25 protein-coding genes are annotated in these 22,549 nt (G+C 68.0%); 8 read left to right on the top strand and 17 right to left on the bottom strand.

The window, feature by feature from the left end; all coding sequences use genetic code 11:
* Nucleotides 1-724: DUF222 domain-containing protein (locus tag RJ1_RS27085; RefSeq protein ID WP_143169565.1), on the bottom strand; the 724-nt coding region annotated here is incomplete at its 3' end.
* Between the two features lie 136 nt (nucleotides 725-860).
* Between RJ1_RS27085 and RJ1_RS27090 the strand changes: the two genes are divergently transcribed.
* The 3 genes from RJ1_RS27090 to RJ1_RS27100 all read left to right on the top strand — a co-directional run bounded on the left by RJ1_RS27090 (nucleotide 861) and on the right by RJ1_RS27100 (nucleotide 3,301).
* Nucleotides 861-1,310, top strand: coding sequence for a hypothetical protein (locus RJ1_RS27090; RefSeq protein ID WP_073365618.1), 450 nt, complete (start codon nucleotides 861-863; stop codon nucleotides 1,308-1,310).
* Between the two features lie 200 nt (nucleotides 1,311-1,510).
* Complete coding sequence (locus RJ1_RS27095; protein WP_073365619.1) at nucleotides 1,511-2,584, top strand: alkene reductase; 1,074 nt, start codon at nucleotides 1,511-1,513, stop codon at nucleotides 2,582-2,584.
* Nucleotides 2,585-2,917: 333 nt separating this feature from the next.
* On the top strand, nucleotides 2,918-3,301 hold the full coding sequence (locus RJ1_RS27100) for a hypothetical protein (protein ID WP_073365620.1): 384 nt from the start codon (nucleotides 2,918-2,920) through the stop codon (nucleotides 3,299-3,301).
* On the opposite strand, the gene RJ1_RS27105 is transcribed toward RJ1_RS27100, so the two are convergent.
* The gene (locus RJ1_RS27105; protein ID WP_073365621.1) at nucleotides 3,263-3,640 is read right to left on the bottom strand and encodes a hypothetical protein; all 378 of its coding nucleotides are present in this window, start codon (nucleotides 3,638-3,640) and stop codon (nucleotides 3,263-3,265) included. The two genes, RJ1_RS27100 and RJ1_RS27105, sit on opposite strands and share 39 nt — an antisense overlap.
* A 33-nt stretch (nucleotides 3,641-3,673) precedes the next feature.
* Nucleotides 3,674-4,270: a TetR/AcrR family transcriptional regulator gene (locus RJ1_RS27110; RefSeq protein ID WP_073365622.1), complete on the bottom strand. Its 597-nt coding sequence runs from the start codon at nucleotides 4,268-4,270 to the stop codon at nucleotides 3,674-3,676.
* Nucleotides 4,271-4,399: 129 nt separating this feature from the next.
* On the opposite strand from RJ1_RS27110, the gene RJ1_RS27115 reads away from it, so the two are divergent.
* From RJ1_RS27115 to RJ1_RS27125, 3 genes are all read left to right on the top strand, one after another.
* Nucleotides 4,400-5,905: an APC family permease gene (locus RJ1_RS27115; protein ID WP_073365623.1), complete on the top strand. Its 1,506-nt coding sequence runs from the start codon at nucleotides 4,400-4,402 to the stop codon at nucleotides 5,903-5,905.
* Nucleotides 5,906-5,908: 3 nt separating this feature from the next.
* Nucleotides 5,909-6,805 (top strand): carbon-nitrogen hydrolase family protein, encoded by an 897-nt coding sequence (locus tag RJ1_RS27120; protein ID WP_073365624.1) that lies wholly within the window; start codon nucleotides 5,909-5,911, stop codon nucleotides 6,803-6,805.
* Nucleotides 6,806-6,883: 78 nt separating this feature from the next.
* Complete coding sequence (locus RJ1_RS27125; protein WP_073365625.1) at nucleotides 6,884-7,939, top strand: GGDEF domain-containing protein; 1,056 nt, start codon at nucleotides 6,884-6,886, stop codon at nucleotides 7,937-7,939.
* 19 nt (nucleotides 7,940-7,958) lie between these two features.
* On the opposite strand, the gene RJ1_RS27130 is transcribed toward RJ1_RS27125, so the two are convergent.
* Entirely contained in the window at nucleotides 7,959-8,915 is a 957-nt protein-coding gene (locus RJ1_RS27130) for a DMT family transporter (RefSeq protein WP_073365626.1), read from the bottom strand.
* Nucleotides 8,916-8,989: 74 nt separating this feature from the next.
* On the opposite strand from RJ1_RS27130, the gene RJ1_RS27135 reads away from it, so the two are divergent.
* On the top strand, nucleotides 8,990-9,892 hold the full coding sequence (locus RJ1_RS27135; protein WP_073365627.1) for a LysR family transcriptional regulator: 903 nt from the start codon (nucleotides 8,990-8,992) through the stop codon (nucleotides 9,890-9,892).
* A 102-nt stretch (nucleotides 9,893-9,994) separates the two neighbouring features.
* Nucleotides 9,995-10,600, top strand: coding sequence for an Rv1733c family protein (locus tag RJ1_RS27140; protein ID WP_073365628.1), 606 nt, complete (start codon nucleotides 9,995-9,997; stop codon nucleotides 10,598-10,600).
* A gap of 6 nt (nucleotides 10,601-10,606) precedes the next feature.
* Here RJ1_RS27140 and RJ1_RS27145 read toward each other — a convergent pair whose 3' ends face one another.
* From RJ1_RS27145 to RJ1_RS27205, 13 genes are all read right to left on the bottom strand, one after another.
* The gene (locus RJ1_RS27145; RefSeq protein WP_073365629.1) at nucleotides 10,607-11,545 is read right to left on the bottom strand and encodes a peptidase associated/transthyretin-like domain-containing protein; all 939 of its coding nucleotides are present in this window, start codon (nucleotides 11,543-11,545) and stop codon (nucleotides 10,607-10,609) included.
* Nucleotides 11,546-11,658: 113 nt separating this feature from the next.
* On the bottom strand, nucleotides 11,659-12,069 hold the full coding sequence (locus tag RJ1_RS27150; RefSeq protein ID WP_073365630.1) for an arsenate reductase ArsC: 411 nt from the start codon (nucleotides 12,067-12,069) through the stop codon (nucleotides 11,659-11,661).
* Nucleotides 12,066-13,154, bottom strand: a complete 1,089-nt coding sequence (gene arsB, locus RJ1_RS27155; protein ID WP_073365689.1) for an ACR3 family arsenite efflux transporter — start codon at nucleotides 13,152-13,154, stop codon at nucleotides 12,066-12,068. The genes RJ1_RS27150 and arsB overlap by 4 nt, the downstream gene beginning before the upstream one ends.
* Nucleotides 13,151-13,540 carry an ArsR/SmtB family transcription factor gene (locus RJ1_RS27160; protein ID WP_073365631.1) on the bottom strand — a complete coding sequence of 130 codons (390 nt, stop codon included), beginning with the start codon at nucleotides 13,538-13,540 and terminating at the stop codon, nucleotides 13,151-13,153. The genes arsB and RJ1_RS27160 overlap by 4 nt, the downstream gene beginning before the upstream one ends.
* Nucleotides 13,541-13,602: 62 nt before the next feature.
* Nucleotides 13,603-13,800: a hypothetical protein gene (locus RJ1_RS27165; protein WP_073365632.1), complete on the bottom strand. Its 198-nt coding sequence runs from the start codon at nucleotides 13,798-13,800 to the stop codon at nucleotides 13,603-13,605.
* A gap of 95 nt (nucleotides 13,801-13,895) precedes the next feature.
* Nucleotides 13,896-14,483 carry an Rv1733c family protein gene (locus tag RJ1_RS27170; protein WP_240319828.1) on the bottom strand — a complete coding sequence of 196 codons (588 nt, stop codon included), beginning with the start codon at nucleotides 14,481-14,483 and terminating at the stop codon, nucleotides 13,896-13,898.
* Between the two features lie 145 nt (nucleotides 14,484-14,628).
* Nucleotides 14,629-15,762, bottom strand: a complete 1,134-nt coding sequence (locus RJ1_RS27175) for a DUF3500 domain-containing protein (RefSeq protein WP_073365633.1) — start codon at nucleotides 15,760-15,762, stop codon at nucleotides 14,629-14,631.
* 57 nt (nucleotides 15,763-15,819) lie between these two features.
* Nucleotides 15,820-17,457, bottom strand: coding sequence for an FAD-dependent oxidoreductase (locus tag RJ1_RS27180; protein ID WP_073365634.1), 1,638 nt, complete (start codon nucleotides 17,455-17,457; stop codon nucleotides 15,820-15,822).
* Nucleotides 17,454-18,299, bottom strand: coding sequence for a fumarylacetoacetate hydrolase family protein (locus RJ1_RS27185; RefSeq protein WP_073365635.1), 846 nt, complete (start codon nucleotides 18,297-18,299; stop codon nucleotides 17,454-17,456). Before RJ1_RS27185 ends, RJ1_RS27180 begins: the two co-directional genes overlap by 4 nt.
* A gap of 41 nt (nucleotides 18,300-18,340) precedes the next feature.
* A complete protein-coding gene (locus RJ1_RS27190; protein WP_073365691.1) occupies nucleotides 18,341-19,615 on the bottom strand; it encodes an MFS transporter in 1,275 nt (424 codons plus the stop codon).
* A gap of 127 nt (nucleotides 19,616-19,742) precedes the next feature.
* Nucleotides 19,743-20,420 (bottom strand): FadR/GntR family transcriptional regulator, encoded by a 678-nt coding sequence (locus tag RJ1_RS27195; RefSeq protein WP_073365636.1) that lies wholly within the window; start codon nucleotides 20,418-20,420, stop codon nucleotides 19,743-19,745.
* Between the two features lie 51 nt (nucleotides 20,421-20,471).
* Complete coding sequence (locus tag RJ1_RS27200; RefSeq protein ID WP_073365637.1) at nucleotides 20,472-21,542, bottom strand: quercetin 2,3-dioxygenase; 1,071 nt, start codon at nucleotides 21,540-21,542, stop codon at nucleotides 20,472-20,474.
* Entirely contained in the window at nucleotides 21,539-22,531 is a 993-nt protein-coding gene (locus RJ1_RS27205; RefSeq protein ID WP_338049581.1) for an alpha/beta hydrolase fold domain-containing protein, read from the bottom strand. The genes RJ1_RS27200 and RJ1_RS27205 overlap by 4 nt, the downstream gene beginning before the upstream one ends.
* Nucleotides 22,532-22,549: the final 18 nt, after the last annotated feature.

The raw sequence follows: 22,549 nt of genomic DNA on the forward strand, positions 1-22,549 counted from the left end.
GCAGCAGTTCGGTGAACCCGTCGGCCCGCCGCTGCCCCGGGGTGCGCTCGTCCTTCGTTCCATCCTGCGCCGGCCGCGGCTTCGACAGCCCGGACAGCGCCGAGAGCAGCATCTCACCGGTCACCGCATCCAGGTCACCCTTCACCGCGACCCGCCCGTTCAGTGTCTTCGAGGCGTGGAACTCGTTGCGTTCGGTGTCTTCACTCGGCGGCGGATCATCCGATTCGAAGACACGCTCCAGTCGCGCGATCACCGCACGCACCGCATCGGTGTTCGCGGTCGGACCGGTGGCCGCGAGCAGCAACGCCCTCCGGCAGTCGTCCAACGCCTCGTCCGGCATGCCCTTCGGTGGCCGCTCACAGAACTTCATGACCAGCGCAGCGTGCTCCGCCGAGATGGTGGTGCCGAAGAATTGATCCGCGATCTCCGGCTGGAACCGCAAACCCCGGCCCAGCATCACGATTCGCCCCGCCGCACCCACCTCGAGCAACGTCTTCGATGCCAGCCACATCTTGGCGTTCGGAAACCCCAGCACATCGACGTGGCAGCGATGGTCGACGGCACCGACCAGTTTGACCCGCAAGGCTTCGAGCCGCTGGATCTCCTCCGACACCCGCACCACCGAGTCGAGCAATTCCGCCTCGGCCAGACGCCACGCATCACCGACCGCAGTCGCCAGAATCTCGTCCGACAACGCCCCCTGGATATCCTCCCCGATCCCCATGTTCCAATTCTAGTTCGAACAAACATTCGAGTCAATGCTCAATCCCGGCCATGCACTGGTGTGGATTTACCTCGAGGCGCAGCCTCTTCGCCCCGCCCATCCGCAACCGTGCCGGCGCCGAATACCTGCCGTGGGAATGGCGACAGATGGGCCCGACGGTGCCGCTCGACTGGGCGGCCACCTTCTGACCTTGGTGGGCGAACGGGACTTCCACGCGCTCGCCCCAGTGATCTCACAGATCGCGTGCGACGTCACAGACCGATCGCCGTTCACCTCGGTGGTGACGTGGATGGTCACCACCATCGCCGACCTCATCGCGGATCCGACCGCCAGCGTCAACGACGCCGTCGACACCTTCGTCGACGTCGTCCCTCTCGTGCACGACGGGGACACACTCGACGAGGAGTTGCCCGAACCCGCCGAGTGGTTGTTCACCGCCGTCGTCCGGCACCTGCAGAACAGGCACCGGACGGGATCCGCTCCGCCACCACCCGCGCCGGCCGACACCGCGCTCAGCCGTATGCAATCCCTCGTCGAAGGATTGCTCTGGCTCGACGCACTCCTCGAGCGCGGACACAGCCTGTAGTCGAGCGCAGACCCGCGCCTCGCGGGCGGCATCGTACACACGTCCTTCTGCCGACTCTCCTTGGCATGCAACATCTTCAGGGTGACGGTCGTCTCAGCTCGGAATAGGCGGGACCGTGCGCCCGTTCCCCCCATGGACCCGATACTGCACGGCGGCACAGAGGACGGTGCAGCCGAACGACGCGCAAAGGACAAATATCTGTGAATCTCTTCTCCCCGTTGACCCTCGGCGAACTGGAACTGCCCAACCGTGTGGTGATGGCACCCCTGACCCGCGTCCGTTCCGGGCGCGACGGCGTGCCGGGACCGCTGGTGGTGGAGCACTACCGGCAGCGCTCCTCCCTCGGTCTGATCGTCGGTGAAGGCACCTACCCCAGCCACGCCGGCCAGGGCTTTCCCGGCCAGCCGGGGCTGGTGACACCCGAGCAGGTCGCCGGGTGGAAGAACGTCGCCGACGCGGTGCACGAGGCCGGCGGGCGGATCGTCGCCCAGGTCATGCACGCGGGTCGCGTCACCCACGCGGGAACCACCGGCGGACACGAGGTCGTCGGGCCCAGCGCCATCGCCATCGAGGGCGAGACCCGCACCTACGACGGCAAGGAGCCGTACCCGGTCCCCCGCGCGCTGGGCACCGAAGAGCTCCCCGCAGTGATCGAGGAGTTCGTCCAGGCGTCGAGGAATGCGGTGGCCGCGGGGTTGGACGGGGTCGAAATCCACGCCGCCAACGGCTACCTGCTGCACGAGTTCCTCTCACCGGCGTCGAACCAGCGGGAGGACGCGTACGGCGGCTCCCCCGCGAACCGGGCGCGTTTCGTGATCGAGGTGGTCGAGGCCGTCGCGGAGGCGATCGGCGCCGGCCGTGTGGGTGTCCGCATTTCGCCGGAACACAACATCCAGGACGCCCTGGAGATGGATGCCGACGACGTTCGGGCAACCTACGGCGCACTGGTCGATGCAATCGCGCGGCTGAAGCCCGCGTATCTGAGCATTCTGCACAAGGACCCGGCCGGTTCCCTCGTTCAGGACCTGCGGGCGCGATTCGGCGGTCCCGTGCTGGTCAACAGCGGTTTCTCGGTCGTCACCAGCCGGGACGAGGCGCTGGCCCTTCTCGACGACGGTCATGCCGACGCCGTGGTCGTCGGACGTCCCGCGATCGCCAACCCCGACCTGGTGCGGCGCTGGCAGGAAGACCTGCCGCTGAACACCCCCGATCCGCTGACCTTCTACTCGGAGGGCGCGAAGGGTTACACCGATTACCCGGTGCTGCAGCATTGAGCCCCCACTGCACGGCACCGCACGGTGGTCCCAAGACTCCAGGTCATGGGGCCACCGTGCTGTCGGATGCATGACCCTGTGTCGCGCATGTCGGTCCCGCCCCGTACGGTTAGTCGTAGTTGAGTACACAGCTACCGAGTTCACGGGACGTCCGACGTGTCCGTGCTCCGTTCTGGCGTAGCACTCGCGCACAGTGCGCGAGGACGCCCCTTCCACTTCGATCTTCTCGTGATCTGCCGGAAGTCTGTCTTCCGGACCAACGATCTCCGGGGTGCCTGCAGGACGAACACAGCGGGCGGCGCGACGGTCACAACAGTCGAAAGGTGATCGTTCATGCCACTCACCGAGCAGCACATCACCCGTTACGCCGATGCCCTGATGACGCTCGCGCTGGCAGCCCGCCGACCGGCGACCGTCGTCAACACCGGCTCCGGATACGCGGTCAGGGTCGATTTCGAACACAGCGTCCATCTGCTCGCCACCAATGCGCCGGGGGATCTCAGCTCCGATCCCGACGCGCAGCACCCGTGGACCGTGCGTTTCGTCCAGAGGCAGCCGGGCGGCGAGGACACCCAGTTGGTCGAGGTGACCGGGGAATGGCTCGTCGACGCCTTCGACCGCGCACTGGCCGCCCTGCCGATCGCCGGGATCGGGGACGACCCGGACGCCGAACCCTCGTCACCGGCCGGCAGCGTAGCGCCGACCGCCTCCGGGTAGCCGGTCCGCGAGCCTGCCCAATCGCTCGACCGCGGGCAGTGCCTCCGCGATCTTCTCCGCGTCGCGGGCGATGATCTCGGCGCTCCGGTCGATGCCTTTCGCGCTCACGGCGAGCCCTTCGGCGGTCTCCGCGATCTGTTTGGCCGCGTCGAGCAGTGCGGACAGGTCGTCGAGCGCGGGCCCGAGGCGGTCGATCAGCACACCGATCTGTCGTATCCGGAGCGCCACCGTCGTGACGGCGTGTTCCCACTCGCGGAGTTCGCCCGCGACGTTCTGCAGGATCTTGATGGGAGACTCCTTGTCGGTGTTCGGCGGCCAGACATGGCGACGCGCAACCAACCTATCTGTTACTCCCAGTTTCCCGTACTCGACCTAACCGCTCAGATCGTGACCCGTGGCCGCGCGGGCATAGGAGTGCAGGCTGGTGATCACCTCGGCGCGACTGCGGCGTCCGGCCAGCACCTCCATCTGGTAGCCGTCCTCCATCGCCACGAAGTTCGCGGCGAGCAGGCGCGGCGCGTCGGTGAGCGTGAAGTGGCCCTGCGTCTGTCCGATGACGAGAATGCCGGAGTAGACGGCGATTTGACGTTCGGTCAGGGAACTGTCCAGGGCCGCCGCCTTGGTGTCGCGGAGAGTTCTCGGCCAGCACTCGAACAGGAGTCGGACCAGTTCGTCGTCCGGACCGCTGGCAACGCCGTGGTCGATGCAGGCGCGGAGGCGGTCGCGCGCGTCGGGGAACTGTTCGGCGACGCGCTCACGCTCCTGACTGAAGCGCTCGATGGCCCGCTGATACGTGTCGTAGATCAGGGCATCCAGGTCTCCGTAGTAGAGCACCGCGGCCGGGGTGACGCCGGCCTGCTCCGCGATGTCGCGAAGACGCACTCCCTCCAGTCCGCGTGCGAGTACGGCACGCTGGACGGCCTCCCCGAGTTCGGCCCGGCGGGCCCCCTGATCCTTCTTCCGCGCCACTGCCGTCGCCCCTGTTCGCCCTAGTTCTTATACGGAGATTTAAACAATACCTGCCCAGCTATTGACAGGTAGATCACACTTCTCTTAAATTTTAATTTAACGAATCCGTTTCCGAACTCAGGAGCCACCGTGTCGACCAACCCCACCGACGCCGAGACCAGCCTCGACCCACCACCCACGCCCACCGGGAAGGGACTCCGGGGCGGCTCCGTCGGCCTGCTCGCCTCGGTCGCGCTCGGCCTGTCCTCGGTCGCGCCGGCCTACAGCATCGCGGTCACCCTCGGCTTCGTGACGATGGTCGTCGGCAACCTCGCGCCCGCTGCCCTCCTTCTCGGATTCGTGCCGATCCTCTTGACAGCATTCGCCTTTCGCGAGTTGAACCGCGAGATGCCGGACTGCGGCACCACCTTCGTCTGGACCACCCGCGCTTTCGGACCGCACACGGGGTGGCTGTCCGGCGGCTGGGTGGTGCAGATCGCGACCCTCATCGCGATGACGGCCCTCGCCCGGGTCGGGGCCGGCTACCTCCTGGCCCTACTGGGCCTGGACTCGTTGGCGTCCAACAGTTTCGCTGTGATCGTCACGGCCGTCCTGCTCGTCGCCGCGGTCACCACGATCGCCTACCGGGGTCTGCAGCTCGCCGCGTCCGTCCAGTACGTGCTGCTGGGCTTGCAGTTGATCGCCCTGTTCGGTTTCGGTGCCGCGGCGTTCGCCCGCGACGGTGCCGCCTCGCCGAGCCTGTCCTGGCTCAACCCGCTGGCCTTCGGTGGCTTCGGCCCGTTCGCCGAGGCCGTGTTGCTGTGCCTGTTCATCTACTGGGGCTGGGACGCACTGATCACCGTCAACGAGGAAACCCGCGACAGCAGCCGCATCCCCGGCCAGGCCGCGGTGATCTCCACCGTCGTCCTGCTGGGGACGTACCTCTTCACCGGATTCGCGGCGATCAGCTTCGCAGGCACCGGCACCGAGGGGCTGGGCCTGAGCAATGCCGACAACGCCGCCGACATCCTGGCCACGCTGGCGCCGCCGGTGCTCGGCACGGGCCTGTCGAAGGTGGTCGAACTCGCCATCTGTGTTTCCGCGATCTCGGCCCTGCTCACCTGTGTCATCGGCAGCTCACGTGCCACCCTGTCCATGGGCGCGCACGGCGCTCTTCCCCGGGCCTTCACCCGCATTCACCCCACCTACCGCACTCCCGCGTTCGGCACCGTGTTCTTCGGTGCGACCGCCGCCGTGCTGCTCACCGTGCTCACCCTCGTCTCGGGCAACTTCCTGGGCGACGCCATCCTCTCGATCGGCCTGCTGATCGCCTTCTATTACGGCGTCACCGGCCTCGCCTGCGTCTGGTACTTCCGCCACCGCCTGACCGGCTCGCCGCGCGACCTGTTCCTCCGGGGCATCCTGCCCGCACTGGGCGGAACGATCATGCTCGCCGCGTTCGCACGCAGCGCCCACGACATGATCGACCCGGACTACGGGGCCACCTCGTTCCACGGCATCGGCGGAGTGTTCCTGCTCGGTGTCGGTTCGATCGCCGTCGGCGCCGTGGTGATGGTGCTCGCCCGCACCCGTTTCCGCCGCTTCTTCCGAGACGGCCGGACCGCCGTCACCGAACTGACCGTCACAGAGGACTGAACCATGCGCACACTGACCATCGCCGCCATCCAGACCGCCCCGGTCGCGTTCGACGTGGAGGCCACCTGGCAGCGTTTCGCCGACCAGGTCCGCGCCGTGCGCGACACCTTCCCCCACGTGGAACTCGTCGTGGTTCCCGAACTGATGCTGGCCGCGGAGGCGCCCCTCCTGCAGGCCCGCGCCGACTGGATGGACGGGGTGGCGCAGCCGCTCGCCGGACCGCACATCGACCGGATCTGTTCGCTCGCCGAGGAGACCGGTCTGTGGCTGGTCCCGGGAAGCCTCTACGAGCGCGGTGACGACGGAAAGATCTACAACACCGCGATCGCCGTGTCCCCTGTCGGCGAGGTCGTCGCCCGGTACCGCAAGGTATTCCCCTGGCAGCCGTACGAGCAGACCGCCCCGGGCAGCGAGTTCGTCGTCTTCGACATCCCGGGCACCGGCCGCATCGGTCTCGCCATCTGTTACGACGGGTCCTTCCCCGAGACCGCGCGCCAACTGGCCTGGCTCGGCGCGGAGGTGATCATCCAACCCACTCTGACCACCACCCGCGACCGCGAGATGGAACTCGTCTGCTCCCGGGCCAACGCCTGGACCAACCAGGTGTACGTCGTCAACGTCAATGGAGCCGACCCGGCAGGTGTCGGCGCGAGCGTCGTCGTCGACCCCGAGGGCACCATCCGCCAGCAGGCGGGCTCGGGTGAAGAAGTCCTCGTCGACACCCTCGACCTCGACGCCGTCACCCGGGTCCGCACCTACGGCACCTTCGGCCTCAACCGTCCGTGGGATCAGCTCGCGCGATACGGCGCACAGATTCACCTCCCGATGTACGGCGCGACCTTCCAGACACCGCCGTGGCACGACGACGCCCTCGCGACCCCGGCGTCCACATCCAGCTGACAGTCGGAGCGGTGCGGACGGAAGGGCGGTTGTCGTGAGACCCGCCCTTCCGTCGGCCACTACTGGATAATTACCAGGGTGAGGCCCCTCGCTGCTTCGTCCGTCGACACGGTCCTACAGGACTATCAGCCGCGCATCCTGCGCCGCTACCTGTGGATCACTACGGCGCTGCACGTGGCGGGGTTCGTCCTCCCTCCGATGGTCGGGTTGCCGATCCGGCCGGAGACCGTTGCGGCGCGCACCGCCGGTGTCCTTCTCGGACTGTTCGCACTCGTGGTCCTGTACCGGGGCGGGCGCAGGCCGAGTCGACGGTCCTATCGGATCTGCACGGCGGCTACGCTCCTCGCCACACCGATCGTGATGTCCGGTCTCGTGCTCGCCGTCGCCCAACTGCTCTGCGCGATCGCCGCGATGTTCCTGGCGATGTACTTCGTCGTGTTCTACCCGAAACTGCAGTCGAGACTCCTCGTCGGCTGCCTCACCGCGTTGATGGTGGTCGCGGTCGCCGTCGCTCCCTCCGCCCTCACGCTGGTGCCGGTCGACGTGAACGCGGTGACGGTGAAGGCCGCCGTTCTCGTCGTGGGCGTCGCGTGCGTGCTCGGCGCCGCCGAGATGTTCGGATCCCTGACCCGGACTCTGATCGAATCGGCCAGTACCGACGCGCTGACGGCCCTGCTCAATCGCGCCGGGTTCGAGCTCGCGTTCCGGCACGCACTCGAAAGCGCCGGAACGGGGCGGGTCTCCGTGGCGTTGGCGCTCATCGATGTCGACCAGTTCAAGTCGACGAACGATCACTACGGCCACGCTGCAGGTGACGCGGTTCTCGTCGACCTGGCGAACTACCTCTCCGCGAGCATGCCCCGCGGCGCCCTTCTCGCCCGGGTCGGCGGCGACGAATTCGTCTGCTGCGTGGTCGGAGAGCACCACGCAGAGTTACCCGCGGTGATCGCTCGACTCGCCCGGCAGTGCCCTACCCCGTTCAGCTTCGGCACCGCGTCCAGCACCGGCGAACCCGACCCACTCACCACGCTGTACCGCCACGCCGACCGTGCGCTGTACGTGGCCAAGCAGAGACAGCGACCACCCGAGCCGCCGGCCGACGACCCGTGGCTGCGGACGGGATGGAACGTCTGAGCCGACCACGCCTCGTCGATCATTCGGCGAGGCGGGCGGTCACCTGGCGTCGGGCGGCCGGCCGCACGTGGGTCACCATCCCCACCGCACCGACCACCACCGCGCAGCCCGCGAACTGCCCGAGGCTCGGACGCTCGTGGACGATCACGATGGAGAACAGCATCGCCAGCACCGGCTGGAGCAGCAGCAACGTGGCGCCCACCTCGGCGGCGAGCCTGGGCAGGGCGAATCCGATGAGGACCCAGCCGAGAACCTGACTGCTCAGCGACAACGCCGCCAACCAGCCCACCGCGGGCCATCCCGGGGTGAGATCCACCGTTCCCCACAGTGATCCCACCGCGGTCCCGACGACCCCCGCGGCGACCGTCGACACGAACACCTGCGACGACGCCCGATGCGCGGATCCGGCGCGGCCGATGACGAAGATGTAGATCCCGTACGCCACCCCCGCCGCCAGTGACAGCACCGTCCCGAGGAACAACTGGTCTCCGTCGCCACTGCCGCCCAGGATTCCGCCCGCGAGGGCCACACCGGCGAACAGGAACGGAACCGCCACGACGAACCGGACCGGCACCCGCGCGCGGAAGAAGATCCACGCCAGCAGTGGCACGACGATCACCTGGACGTTGACGACCACCGTCGAGATTCCGGCGCCGATCAGGTGGATCGATCGCGCCCAGAGCGCGAAGTCGACACCGAGCATCATGCCGCCGAATACCTGCGCCGCCACCACCCGGCGCGGAATCCCGCCGAAGCGCCGAAACTCCTGCAGCGCAAGCAACCCGAGGATGGGTAATGCCAGCACGCAGCGGAAGAACGTCGAGGTGGCCGGTTCTACTCCGGAGAGTTTGATGAGACTTCCGGTCAACGACGTCGCCACCGCACCCGCGAGAACCAGCAGTCGCGGATCCACGGACGCGATGCTGAAGGAGGGACCGACGAGGGCACGGGGACGGGAGCGGAGGGCGGTAGTCACCCGGTAAATTCTCCGAGCCCCCACCCGTCATCACAAGTGAATAGTCGTGTCATGAAACCGGTAGCATTCCTACCATGTTGAGCTTGGATCGACTTCGCGCGTTGTGCGCCGTCGCCGAACACGGATCGATCGGCGCGGCCGCCCGTGCGCTGCACGTGACGCCGTCGGGGGTCTCGCAGCAACTCGGCAAGTTCGAACGGGAGGTCGGCGTCCCACTGCTGGTACCCGCCGGCCGCGGCGTTCAGCTCACCGACGCCGGTCGGCTCCTCGCCCGGCGCGGGCAGGAAGTGATATCGCTCCTGGCACGGGCCGAATCCGAGGTCGTCTCACTCGACCGCGACGTGGTCGGCGAACTCCGGATCGGATCCTTCTCCTCTGCCGGCCGGGTGGTCGTGCCGACCGCCGTGGCAACGCTGCGCAGGCGCCACCCGCAGCTTCGGGTCAGCTTCATCGTCGGCGAGACCGAGGAACTCATCCCGTCGATCGTCAGCCGCGAACTCGACCTCGCCATCGTCGACAGCTGGGTCACCATGCCGCTGCAACTCCCCGAGGACGCGGTTCACACCCTGGTGCATCGGGACTCCGCCGACGTCGCGCTGTCCCGGGACCACCCGCTGGCATCCCGCGATCACGTCGACCTCGACGAGATCGCGGACATGCCGTGGACGACCTGGAAGGCGGGCGCGGTGTTCCACACCTGGCTGGTGCAGACGTTGCGCAACCGCGGCGTCGAACCACAGATCAGATACGAGGTCCCCGAGTTCGCGGCTCAGCTCGAGTTCGTCGCACACGGGCTCGCCGCCGCCCTGGTGCCGCGGTTGGCCCGGGTCTGGGTACCGGACAACGTGGCGATCGTCCCGGTACGCCCGACGCTCGAGCGCGAGATCTACGCCCTCCGCCGCGCCGACAACGACCGTCCCACGGTCCGCGCGGGAATCGACGCGTTGACCGGGGCGTTCGCCGATATCGGTGCGTGACGCCGGACCTCTCGCGGCCGAACACAAACAGGTGCCACAAAGCCCTACACCTGCAGGCGTTTGGGTTGCACAATGGGGGTGGGCAATCACAGGAGGTGCGTGATGAGCCAAACATGTGCAGCACCGATACGCCTGTGGCGACTGGGGCCGTGGAGCCTCAACCCACTCATGCGGGGGTACGACCGGCTCCAATCCGTGATCGTCATCATGGGTGTGCTCTTCGTGCTCGCGATGGTGCCGCTGTCCGCCGCCTACGGAACGGCGACGTACACCCGGCTCGACCAGCAGACGCAGGCCGAGCTCGCCACCCGGCAACCGGCGCCCGCCACGCTCGTCGAGGATTCCCGCAACGGCACCGCAGGCGAACCTCTCCCCGCCTCACCGCAGTATCAAAGTCATGCACGGGTGCAGTGGTCGGTGAGCGGGGTCACGCACACCGCCGACGTTCCCACCGCGGCGGGCGCGAAGGCCGGCCAGACGATCACCGTCTGGCTGGACCCGAGCGGCGGTATCGTCGCCGCACCGGACACCGGTTCGCAGAACGCCGCCACCGCGGTGAGCGTCGCGTGCGGGATCTGGGTGACGGCGGCCGGCGGCTACTGTCTCTTCTTCCTCATCGTCCACGTGATGGCCTTCCGCCACCACCAGGCTCAATTGACCCGCGAATGGAACGAACTCGACAGACCACCCGGGTGGCACGTCAGCTGACGAGGGTTACCGACTGGGTGCACCCATCGGCGGCTGTCCGCCGCCCCCGCCCGGACCGCTCGGTGCGGACTGCGTGTTCGCCGACTTCTCGGCGACGCCGACGGTGATCGAGATGGTCATCCCGCTCGCCGGTGCACCCGACACGGTCGCCAGTTCGGCGTCCCAGCCGTCGCCGAACACGTTGTCGGAGTCCAGGGACACTTGCGAGAGGTTGCGAACACTGTTCGCGTAGCCGCTGTCGTAGGCGAAGACTGTGGTGCACGCGTCCTGCGGCACCGCGATCTGGGACGTCAGACGGGCGTCCTCGCCGGCCACCGCCGACTCCAGCGAGTCGAACACCTCGAAGTGAATGTGCGGCCAACGCCCCGAATAGCAGGCGGGGAAGATCGACGTGAACGACACCGTGCCGGTGGAGTCCGCCACCTGGACGCCGCGCAGGTAGTTCTGCTCGGTGATGCCCTGCCCGTACAGCGAGTACTCGCCGTCCCGGTCGCAGTGCCACAGGTAGACGGCCATTCCCTCGCCGGCCGCGCAGTCCTTCGTCAGGTCCTGGAGCGTGAGTTCGATCGTGGTCGCGACACCCTCCGCGGTCCCGGAGTACGACCCGAAGCTGCTACGAATATCCTGACGCACGATCCCCGACTCGACCAGAACGTTCGGGCCGTTGGAGCCGTCACCGGGATACGGTCCCGCAGTTTCCTGCGGTGCCGCCGCCACGCACGTTCCGGTGGCAGCCGCGTCGGCCGTGGTCGACGACGCGTCCGCGGCCGATGTGGTCGACGACGCCGTGGATCCCGCCGTCGAGCACGCGGCGAGCGCCGTCGCACCCGCGGCGCCGAACACGAACAGCGCGCGCCGTCGCGACAACATCGACTTCAGGTCGTGGCTGAGACCGCGATCGTGCTCGTGCACTTCGTCGGCATGGTGACGTGGGCTGTTCGTCATGAGGACCTCTCCATGGGCTGTTCGGGGATTACGTCCATACAAACGGTCGCCGGTACAAGGGCCCTGGAGATGCGCTGTGGAGTCGCTGTGAGAGGTGTCGCCGATTTCGTGTCTCAGGCGGTGGTGGGGACCAGTTCTGCGATCAGCGCCTCGACCCGCGCCTTGATCTGGTCGCGGATCGGGCGGACCGCGTCGACGCCCTTGCCGGCCGGGTCCTCGAGTGCCCAGTCGCGGTAGCTGACCCCGGGGAAGACGGGGCACGCGTCGCCGCAGCCCATCGTGATCACCACGTCGGAGGTGTGGACGGCGTCGGGCGTGAGGATCTTCGGGGACTGCCCGGAGATGTCGATGCCGATCTCGGCCATCGCCTCGACGGCGGCGGAATTTATGGTCTCGGCCGGGGCGGACCCGGCCGAGCGGACCTCGATCACATCTCCGGCGAGGTGGGCGAGGAATCCGGCGGCCATCTGGGAACGGCCGGCATTGTGCACGCAGACGAACAGCACGCTGGGTTTCGCGGTCACGAGGAAAGTACCTTTCCGGCGGTGGTAAAGCGGGAGCGCAGCGCCAGGGACACGTAGACCAGGCCCACGAGGACGGGGACCTCGATCAGCGGGCCGACGACACCGGCCAATGCCTGCCCGGAGGTGGCGCCGTAGGTGGCGATCGCGACGGCGATGGCGAGTTCGAAGTTGTTGCCCGCGGCGGTGAACGCCAACGTGGTGGTGCGCTCGTACCCGAGGCCCATGACGGCGCCGAGGAGGTAGCCGCCGCCCCACATGATCGCGAAGTACGCCAGCAACGGGATCGCGATGCGAACGACGTCGACCGGCCGGGAGGTGATCTGGTCGCCTTGCAGCGCGAACAGGATCACGATGGTGAACAGCAGCCCGTACAGCGCCCACGGCCCGATCCGGGGGATGAACTTCGTCTCGTACCAGGTTCGGCCCCTGGCTTTTTCGCCGAAGCGGCGGGTCAGGTAGCCGGCGAGCAGCGGGATGCCGAGGAAGATCAGCACCGACTTCGCGATCTGCCACGGCGAGGTCTCGATCGTGGTCTGCTCGAGGCCGAGCCACCCGGGAAGGACGGACAGGTAGAACCACCCGAGGACGGCGAACATGATCACCTGGAACACCGAGTTGATCGCGACCAGCACGGCCGCGGCCTCCCGGTCGCCGCAGGCGAGGTCGTTCCAGATGATGACCATGGCGATGCACCGGGCGAGGCCGACGATGATCAGGCCGGTGCGGTACTCGGGCAGGTCCGGCAGCAGCAGCCAGGCCAGGGCGAACATCAGCGCCGGTCCCAGCACCCAGTTCAGCACCAGTGAGCCGATGAGGAGTTTGCGGTCGCCGGTGACGGTGTCGAGCCGGTCGTAGCGGACCTTCGCCAGCACCGGGTACATCATGATCAGCAGGCCGAGGGCGATCGGCAGTGAGATGCCGTCGATCTCGACGGCGGACAGGGTGTCGCCGAGCCCGGAGATCATCCGGCCGAGGAGCAGGCCGGCGACCATGGCGACGCCGATCCACACCGGCAGGAACCGGTCGAGGGTCGAGAGCTTGCCGACGACGGCCGGGTGGTGGTGTTCGGTGGTGGCCTCGTTCATGCCGGCACCTCCGCCGTGCACGCCTCGGACAGGACGGCCGGTCCACTCTCGGTGAGCAATACCGCGGACAGTTGCTGCAGCGCCGACGGGATCACCCAGTAGTAGACCCAGGTGCCGCGGCGTTCGCAGTCCAGCAGACCGGCCGACCGGAGCACCTTCAGGTGATGCGAGATCGTCGGCTGGGACAGGTCGAACGTTTCGGAGATGTCGCACACGCACGCCTCACCACCGGCGTGGGACGCGACCAGGCTCAGCAGCCGAAGCCGCACCGGGTCACCGAGCGCCTTGAACATCCGGGCCAGATCCCCGGCCCAGTCCTCGGTCAGCGGTTCCCGTACCAGCGGCGAGCAACACGCGCCGCTCTCCATCGGCTCCTGATTCGACATACGTCGATATTGACAGGCGTCGAATCAAGACACAAATGAACAGGCTCACCTGGAGCCGACTGTCACACGGTCTCGGCACCAGCCGCGCCGGACAGCGTCTCGCTGTCGGCGGGCACGAGCGGAATTCCGAGCATCGAGAGCAACGTCCGGCAGTCGTCCGCATCGATCGAGTGGGAAGCGACGGCCCGTTGCGCCCTCCGGACGGACTCTTCGTCGAGTTCCCGTTCGCTCTCGAATATCGAAGCGTCCCTGTCGGACATCGCTCCCACCTTTCGCGGCCACCTCCTGAATAGCCCGGCGCGCACACCTCCAAACCGGCGGACCCTGCACCGGTTGTTGCCCTGTGCCCGCGGGCTCAGCGACTGTAGGTGGCGAACAGTCTGTGGAGACTCTCGTCCCAGTACTGCTGGCGGCGGCGTTCGACGGCGCGGGCGCAGACGGCCCAGACCGCTCCGAGCAGCAGCGCGCTCGCACCGAGGGTGACGAGTACTCCCGCGACGGCGGCGCTTGCGACGTCGGAGGTCGTGATCCTCGGGCCGGCCCAGCTTCCGTCCGCGTTGACGACGATGCGCTTCTCGGTTCCCGCCGGCGTCCCCGACGGCACCTCGATGCTGTCGGTGCGGGACTCCGACTGCCACGTCCACGTCGCCTTCACCATCGGAGTGGTGCGGACGGAACCGCGGGGTGACATGGCGATCGGGGCGGCGTCGCTGGTGACGGCCTCGACGAGGGTGGTGGTGGCCCGTTGCTGCGCGGCCCGCTCGCTGGCCCCGTGCCATTGCCAGGTGCCGATCACACCGGCGAGCACGATCAGCAGACCCGCGACCGAGACGATGACGGTTCGCAGGGTGGCGGCGAAGCGGTCGACCGGTCGCGCGAACGGGTTGGACGGCCGACCCGACACCGAATACACCACGGTTGCCTTCGAGCGACCCAACACCATTCACCTCATTGTTTCGTCCACGTTAAATGTCTGCATCAACAGTGTCACCGCTGATCAGGCCGTTGGGAAACCGAAATGAGCAAACTTGACGAGTCTCACACTCGCGCGACACGCCCGACAGGGCGCAACAGTCCGCGCGGGACCCTCAGGGTTCCAAGTGCGGATCGGCCAGTTCGCTGGACACGGTGCGGCTGGTGAGGTGACCGCCACCCCACTTCGAATCCGATCCCGCGTGGAGTGCGAGCAGGTCGTGCCCGAAGTCGTTGTCGAAGTCGCGCAGCACGGTGTGCAGGTGATTTCCGCCGCCGACGGCGTTGACCGCCTCGATGAGGTACCGGTCGGTGTGGATGCGGAAGTAGTGCGGCGCGCCTCGTGTCTGCGCGCCGGCCCAGGCGAAGAAGACCCGATCGATGCCCCCGTCACGCAGCGCCCGCCGATGGCGCTCACCGGCCTCTTCGGGTAGTCGTTCGAGGTAGCAATCCACGAGTCCCAGCAACACCTGCTGCTGGTCACCGGACAGTTTCGCGCCGCTGATCCCGGACGGCCGGTCGCGGACGAATTTCAGGGCGACGCGGTCGGCGTCGGTGATGGTGTAGCCGGGCATGCCGAGGTCGTAGTGGTCGGGATACTCGTACGCCCCGATCCGCGGCACCTGCCGGGTGACGAAGTCTGCCGGCGCGACGTCGTGGATGACGGCGTGGCCGCGCTGCTCGTCGTTCAGGGTTGCCAGCAGGTCGAAGGCCAGGCCTTCGTCGTCGGCGAGGGGTTTGAGCACTCCGTCGTATTCGGTGGGTTGTGCACCCAACGCGACCGGGGTGGCGGAGATCCACCGCTCGTCGACGATCGTCAGATTGAGGCAGACGTGGTGCCCGAGGAACCGCATCGTCCAGGTGTCCTCGAATCCCGGCCGGCCGAAGAACGTCAGAAAGTACGAGTCCGATGTCCGCCAGGTCTGCAGCGCCGGCCCGAGGAAATCCTGCTCGTAGTCCCGGAGCACGTGCTCGAGTTGCGGGATTGCCAGCACCTTGGTGAAGGTACGCAGCGGAACCGCCAACCGGATCAGGTCCCACACCAGCACCTTCTGGTGACGGTCCAGTTGATGGAGCGGGATGCCGGTGCGGTCCGGTTTGGGGATGATGTCCCAGTTCAGCCGCCGCGGGTCGTCGAAGTTTTCGATGATCGCGGTCGCCCGTTGCCCGGGGTCGAACGTATCGATCAGGCCCATGGCGGTCACGAGCAGCTTGGTGGCCGTCTGGGGCGCCTCATGGAGAGCAGACACGTGAATCTTCCTTCTCGAGTGTGGTGGAGGAGCAGCGTTCGGCGAGAGCAGGTTTCGTCACCATCCCGCCGCGATGTCGATCGCCTTCTCCGCGCCCGCGAGGTCGCTCCCCCGCCAGGCCACGTGCTGGTCGGGCCGGACGAGGACGAAGGGGGCGCCGAGGAGAGTGCCCAGAGTTCCCGCGGTGCCGGACAGCCGCAGCACCGTCAGCGGGACGCCCGGTTCGGCGGCTTTCGCCGCCACGGCGTCGAGTGCCGTGGTGTGCCGCGGCGTCTGCACGGCACCGTCCAGCACGATGAGGGTGTACTCCCTGCCGAGCGCGTCGTACAGCGAGCGCCCGTCGTCCAACCACGCATGCGGCAGGAGCGATCCGGGGCACGCGGAGGGCACATATTCGACGGGGTCGTCCGCAGGCGGCGTCGTCCCGTCGGGAACGACGACGGGTGAGGCGGTGTAGGCGTAGCCGAGAACGAGACCGAGCGAATGGAATTCGCTCTTCTTCACGGCGAGAGCCTCCGCCGTGCGACGACGCGCATCCTCCGCGCTCGGGCCGTCCCCGCCGATCTCGACGGTGGAGAAGTGGTGTGCCAACGCCTTTTCCTGAGATCCGGCGTCGGCGATGGTGCGGGCCGCGACGGGTCGGCGTTCGGCTTCGTAGCTGTCGAGCAACTGCGGTCCCGCCCAGCCGCGCACCGCAGCCGCCACCTTCCACGCGATGTTGACGGCATCCCCGACGCACGTGTTGTACCCGTGCCCGCCCCACGGCGGATTGAGATGCGCGGCATCCCCGACCAGGAACATCGATCCCTTGCGGTAGCTGTCGGACAACAGCATTCGAGCCACCCACGGATCGGTGGCGACGATCTCGACCGGCACGGGCTCTCCGATCAGACTGTGCACGAGCGCGGTGGCATCGACCGCGTCGTCCCGAACATCGACACCCTGCACGATGGCCCACCAGGTGTCCTGCAGGTCCAGACGGCCCACGATGCCCGCCGCCCCCGGTGCCATCACCCAATGGTGGACGGCGTTCTCGAACGGCACCTGATCGGCCAACCCCGGTGCGCGGAACAGGATGCTGAGATTGGGACGTTCGCCGGACGTGCCCTCGAACCGGGCGCCGATGGCCTCGCGGACGACACTGGCGCCGCCGTCGCAACCGAGGACGTAGTCCGCCAGGACGGTCCGGGTCCGCCCCCGCTCCTCGACGGTGGCACGGACGGTCCCGTCGGGGAGTTCCTCGAGCGCGGTGACCCGGGCGCCGAGCTGCAGGACGGCGAGCTCGCTGCGGTGCACCGCGTCCCGCAGCACCGTTTCCACGATGGGTTGCGGTGCCTGCTGGCCGCGTTCGGGCGCGACCGTCGGCTGCGCCACGTCGAGCTGGAAACCGTTCTCGAACCGGGTGATCTCGTGCCCCAGCAGGGTCGAGCAGAACACGATGTCCTGCGCCCACTCGACGGGAAGAGGAGACGCCGCACGGACGGCTTCGGCCAGCCCCCATCGTCGTAGGTGCGTCATGGTTCGGGCATTGGTGGTCTTGGCGCGGGGACGTTCGGCGTCGACGTCGACCCTCGGTTCGACGACGAGGCTCGTCACCCCGTGGTGGGCCAGCTCGAGTGCGGCCGCCAGCCCGGACGGTCCGCCACCGACGATCAGTACCGGGGTCCGCTTTACCTCGGACGCGTTGTCGGTCATGCGCCCTTCCTTCCGCTGGCGTCGACGATCGGGGTCCGCAGGACGCCGAGCTTGTCGATCTCCACCTCGACGATATCGCCGGGCCCGAGCAGCCACGGCGGGTTCCGCACGTAGCCGACGCCTTCCGGGGTGCCGGTGGCAATGATGTCGCCGGGGTGCAGGGTGAAGGTCTCGCTGATCAGGGCGATGATCTCGCCGACCGGGAAGATCAGGTCGCGGGTGTTGCCGTCCTGCACGACGGTGCCGTTGACGCGGGTCTGCACCCGCAGACCGTCGGACAGGTCCCCGACCTCGCCCGCGGGAATCATCGGCCCGAGCGGTCCGGACCGGTCGCCGTTCTTGCCGAGCGTCCACTGCGCCGTCAGCTTCTGTGCCTTGCGGGCGGTGAGGTCGTTGAAGCAGGCGTAGCCGAGCACCCCGGCCCGGCCCGTGACCGCGTCGACGCTTTCGAGCCGGGTGCCGATGAACGCGGCCACCTCACCCTCCCAGTCCAGGCCCGCCTCGTTCGCCGGGACCGGCGTGGGGGCTCCGTCGACGCTCAGCGACGGGGTCCAACGACCGAACAGCGTCGGGTAGGGCGGCGGGGTGAAGCCGCCCTCGGCGGCGTGCGCCTTGTAGTTGAGGCCGACGCAGATGACGCGGGCGGAGTCGGGCACCGGCGGCACCACGCTCACGAGGGTCACATCGACCTCGGGCGTCTCGAGGTGCTCTGCCCGTGCGAGCCAGCCGGCGGCGTCGCTCCAGAATTCGTCGAGCGGGGCGAGCGGTTGTACGAAGCCGTCCTGGAGGACACCCACGGTCACGGCGTCCTGATCCTTCTTGCGGTAGCCGACAATCTTCATCTATTTCATCCTTTTCGTCCGCCACCCTTCGGTGGCGAGTTCTAGCGGGAAACTTCGGTGCTGCGCGGGGTGGCCGCTTCCAGGCGGTTGTCCGCATCGGCGGGGGTGGTGCGGGCGCGTTGCGGGAGGGTCGCCATCACGACTCCGCCGATCAGCGCGGGCACGGCGAACGCCAGTGAGCTGACGATGACGGCTCCACCGCCGGCGACGAAGAGTGCGCCGTACGTGGGACCTGCGATCGCACCGGCCCGTCCGATGCCGAGCGCCCATCCGAGTCCGGTCGCCCTGAACGGGGCGGGGTAGAACGTCGCGATGTGATCGTTGAGCATGTTCTGGGTGCCGAGACCGCCGAATCCGGCCAGCGCCACCAGCAGCATCAGGACCGCGGTCGGGGGATGCGTGCCCAGCAGCGCGAGAGAGACTGCGGCCGTGGTGAACCCGGTCAGAACCAGCGGTTTGGGACCGAACCGTTCGGCCAGCACGGAGGCCAGCAGCGTCCCGACGATGGCGCCGGCGCTGTAGACGAGCAGGAACGTCACCGCCGAACCGATCGGGTAACCCGCATTGCGCATGATCTGCGGCAGCCAGGTGGTCACCCCGAACATGGTGAGCATGCTGCAGATGGCGACGAACCAGATGCCGACCGTCGCGCGGGCCATCCCGTCGCCCAGCAGCGTGGCCACCGGCGACGTGGACTTCCGGCCCTCGGAGGGTCGTTCGACCGCGAAGGCACGCGACTCCGGCAGAAGGGCGAAGGCCAACGGCAGCAACGTGATCAGCGGAACGGCACCGAGTGCGTAGACCGGGCGGAAGCCGAACTCCTCGAGCAGCAGTAGGGACGCCGTCGAGGCGAGGACTCCGCCGAACGCCGGTCCGGTGAGCACGACGCCGAGGATGCGGGAGCGGTAGGCCGGGGACGCGAACTCCGCCGCCATCGCGATCGCGGTGGGCATCAACCCGCCGATCCCCAGGCCCGCGACCAGCCGGGTCGCGGCGAAAACCTCGAAAGTGGGGGCGACCGCGGTGACCAGGGTCGCCGTCGAGAAGACCGTCAGGCAGGCGAGGAACAGGCGGCGACGACCCAGGATGTCGGTGAGCGTCCCCGCCGTCAGTGACCCGACGAGGACGCCGACCAGGGCGGCGCTGCCCACGGTGCCGGCAGCGCCCGCCGTGACGAACCACGGGGCGTGCCCGATCAGGGCGGGCAGGGTGGCGCCGTAGACGAACAGGTCGTACCCGTCGCTCAGAAGAGCGGCCCAGCAGAGGACGGGGACGAGCACTCTGCCGCGGCCGGGCGAGGACGTGGAGAAATTCATGCGGAACACTCCTGGTCAGTGGGGGAAGGATCAGCTCCTTCATAAACGGTTATAACCGTTATGTGTGATGGTAGCCACAGACCGGGGCTCCCTGTCAAGGACTGACCTCGAGAAGGGGCGGCGAGAACTAGTGAGCGTGCGCCTGGGCGGCGGCGCGGGCACGGGACGGGTCGCCGGATTCGATGGCGTCGACCAGTGCGCGGTGCACGTCGATCCGGCGCGCGAAGTACTCGCTGTTGGTGGCGCTCCGTTCGCGGCTGGCGCGCGTCGCGTGCTGCTCCACGTAGGTTTCGAGGCTCAGATAGGTTTCGCGCAGCACCTGATTCGGGCCGACGGCCACAATTCGGCGGTGCAGATCCCACACGGCACGGATGAACGCCTCGGGATCACCCGCCGAGTCCTCGAGGACCGTCATCAATCGCCGCAGGTCCGTCACGTCGGTATCGGTCCGGTGGCGGGCCGCCAGCTCCGTCACCAGGGGTTCCAGTTCCTCGCGGACGGCGATGGCGTCGGCGACTCCCGCGGCGTCACCCTCGACGGTCAGCAGGGTGCGCCCGAGCCGGACCACCGACGACGGTTCGGCGACGAACAGGCCACCGCCGGGCCCGGGGCGCACGGTGATGACTCCCCGATCCTGCAGGAGCCGGACGGCCTCGATGACCGTTCCGCGGGCCATCCCCGACTCCTCCTGGAGCTCTTTGCGGGTACCCACCCGGTCACCGGGCGCGAGCTCACCCGCGGCGATCCGGTCCTGGATGTGGGCGACCAGGGACTCGGCCCGGGTGACGGTGCTCTGGATCGCCATGGCTCGAGTGTAGAGCTCAGCCGCTGCGGACGTATGCGCGCCGGGCGGGTCTCACCGTCCGTCGCCCCGCCCCGGCGGCGGTCCGACCACCTCGAGGTCGAGCTCGGCACGTGCCCGCGCGAACCCTTCGGCCGGGAACGCCATGTCGCCGCCCTCGGTGTGCACGTGCGCGTCCGTCGGGACGTTCATGTACTCGAAGAACTTCTCGAACACGCCGGTGGTCAGCAGGCCGAGCATCTGCGTGTTGTGACTGTCGAACGCGAAGCTGTGGATCGTTCCGGCGGGGGCATGCAGGAAGTCGCCCTTGGTCAGCATGATCTCCCGGCCGTTGGCGTGCAGCAGAATTCGACCCTCGATGCAGAAGAAGTTCTCGGTGTGCTCGCGGTGGAAGTGACGGGGAATGTACGGGCTCTTCCCGCCCATGGTGTGCATCGCGAAGTAGGTGCCGCCCGTGTTCCGCGGCCGGGCGAGGTAGGTGTTCAGCTGATCCAGACTCGCCCAGCGGTCGCCTTCCCCGGCCTGCAGCACGTAGGGAGACACGGCAGCCGGCAAGACCGTCGCCGGCACCGCCGGAAGGTCCTTCTTCTCGAGATCGTGGAATCGGACCCCGAATTGATCCGCGAGCTCGGATTGCCGCGCGTCCGACATCGGCGTGGCCCCGGCGTCGAAGACGTGCGACTGGGTGGCCTGACCGGTGGCCTGCGACCACCGGTGCCCGTCTCCGGCGGTGAGCCAGCTCAGGAACCGTGTCCGGTGTGCGAGCATGCGGTACGCGTACGGCGTCCCGGCCGGGATGGTGACCGAGTCGCCGGGTATCAGCAGGTGCGATTCGCCCGGCAACCAGATCTGCAGTCGTCCGTCCGTGACGTACAGGAAGCGGTGCTCGCGATCGTGGGCGAGAAACGGACTCTCGGTTCCCTTGCCGCCGTATACATATGCCGCACCGAACTGCCCGCCGGTGTCTTCCGGCCGGGCGATGACGGTGATCAGTTGCCTGCCGAGTTCGTGGCGCTCACCTTCCCCGGCGGCCATGAAGTAGGGCACGCAGCGGCCGGGGAGGGTGCCGAGTTGCGGAGCGGCAGCGTGGACGTCGTCGAGGGTGGGAATGTCGAAAGTAGTCATGGCGTGGGTGTTCCTGGCTTCAGTGTGTGGGAGAAGAAGGCTTCGACCGCCTCGAACGAGGCGGAGGGGAACCGCTCGGTCAGTGCGCGACCGAAGTCGCTCACCGCACGGGTCGAGACCGGCGCCTGTGGATTTCTTTCGAGATGCCCCTGGTCGAGGGTCTGGGCGGGGCCGAGTTCGAGGACGTGGCCGGGGTTGAAGAAACCGTGCCCGAAACCCTCGATCAGATAGAGGACGGCGTCGTTGCCGTGAGCGACGAGCACGTCGTACAACGCCACGCTCTGCCCGGACGGCACCAGATTGTCGGCGAGACCGTGCATGATCAGAAACGGCGGCGCACCGGCACCGACCTGCAGCGCCGGACTCGCGGATCGCGCCGCGTCCAGTCGGTCCCGGATCGCACCGCCGAGCAGCGACGCCTCCGGGGAATGGTCCTCCCCCTGTGTCCGTTCCGCCGAGAGGTCGACGAGGCCGGGTAGGTCGGCGGGCCCGTACCCGTCGACCACGGCCTGCACCGAACTGTCGACGGTCGTGGGTTCCTCCCCGGGCAATCGTGTTGTGGCCGAGTGCACTCCGGCCAGCGCGGCGAGGTGCCCACCGGCCGACGAGCCCCACACCCCGATCCTGTCGGGGTCGATGCCGTGGTCCGCGGCGTGGGCGCGCAGCCAGCGCACGGCCCGCCGGACATCGAAGAGTTGGCCGGGGTGGCGGGTCTCGGGCGCAAGCCGGTAGTCGATGCTGACCATGACATAGCCATGTCTTGCGAAGTGTTGCACCAGGTCTGGGCAAGCTGTGCGGTCTTGAAGCCGCCAACCACCTCCGTGTAGCCACACGATCACAGGCAAGGAATGCTCTGCTTCGGCGGGACGGACGAGATCGAGTAGCAGCCCGGGGGCGTACTCGACGGTGGATCGGCGGACGACGGTCGAAGCCGTGTCCAAGGGATGAACTCCTTCGGATGCAGGACCCGGGCCTGGGTCGCCGCGCACGCGGTTGTAAGGCCCTTC

Origin of the sequence: Rhodococcus jostii NBRC 16295 (assembly GCF_001894825.1) — a bacterium.
In the GTDB taxonomy this organism is placed as follows: domain Bacteria; phylum Actinomycetota; class Actinomycetes; order Mycobacteriales; family Mycobacteriaceae; genus Rhodococcus_F; species Rhodococcus_F jostii.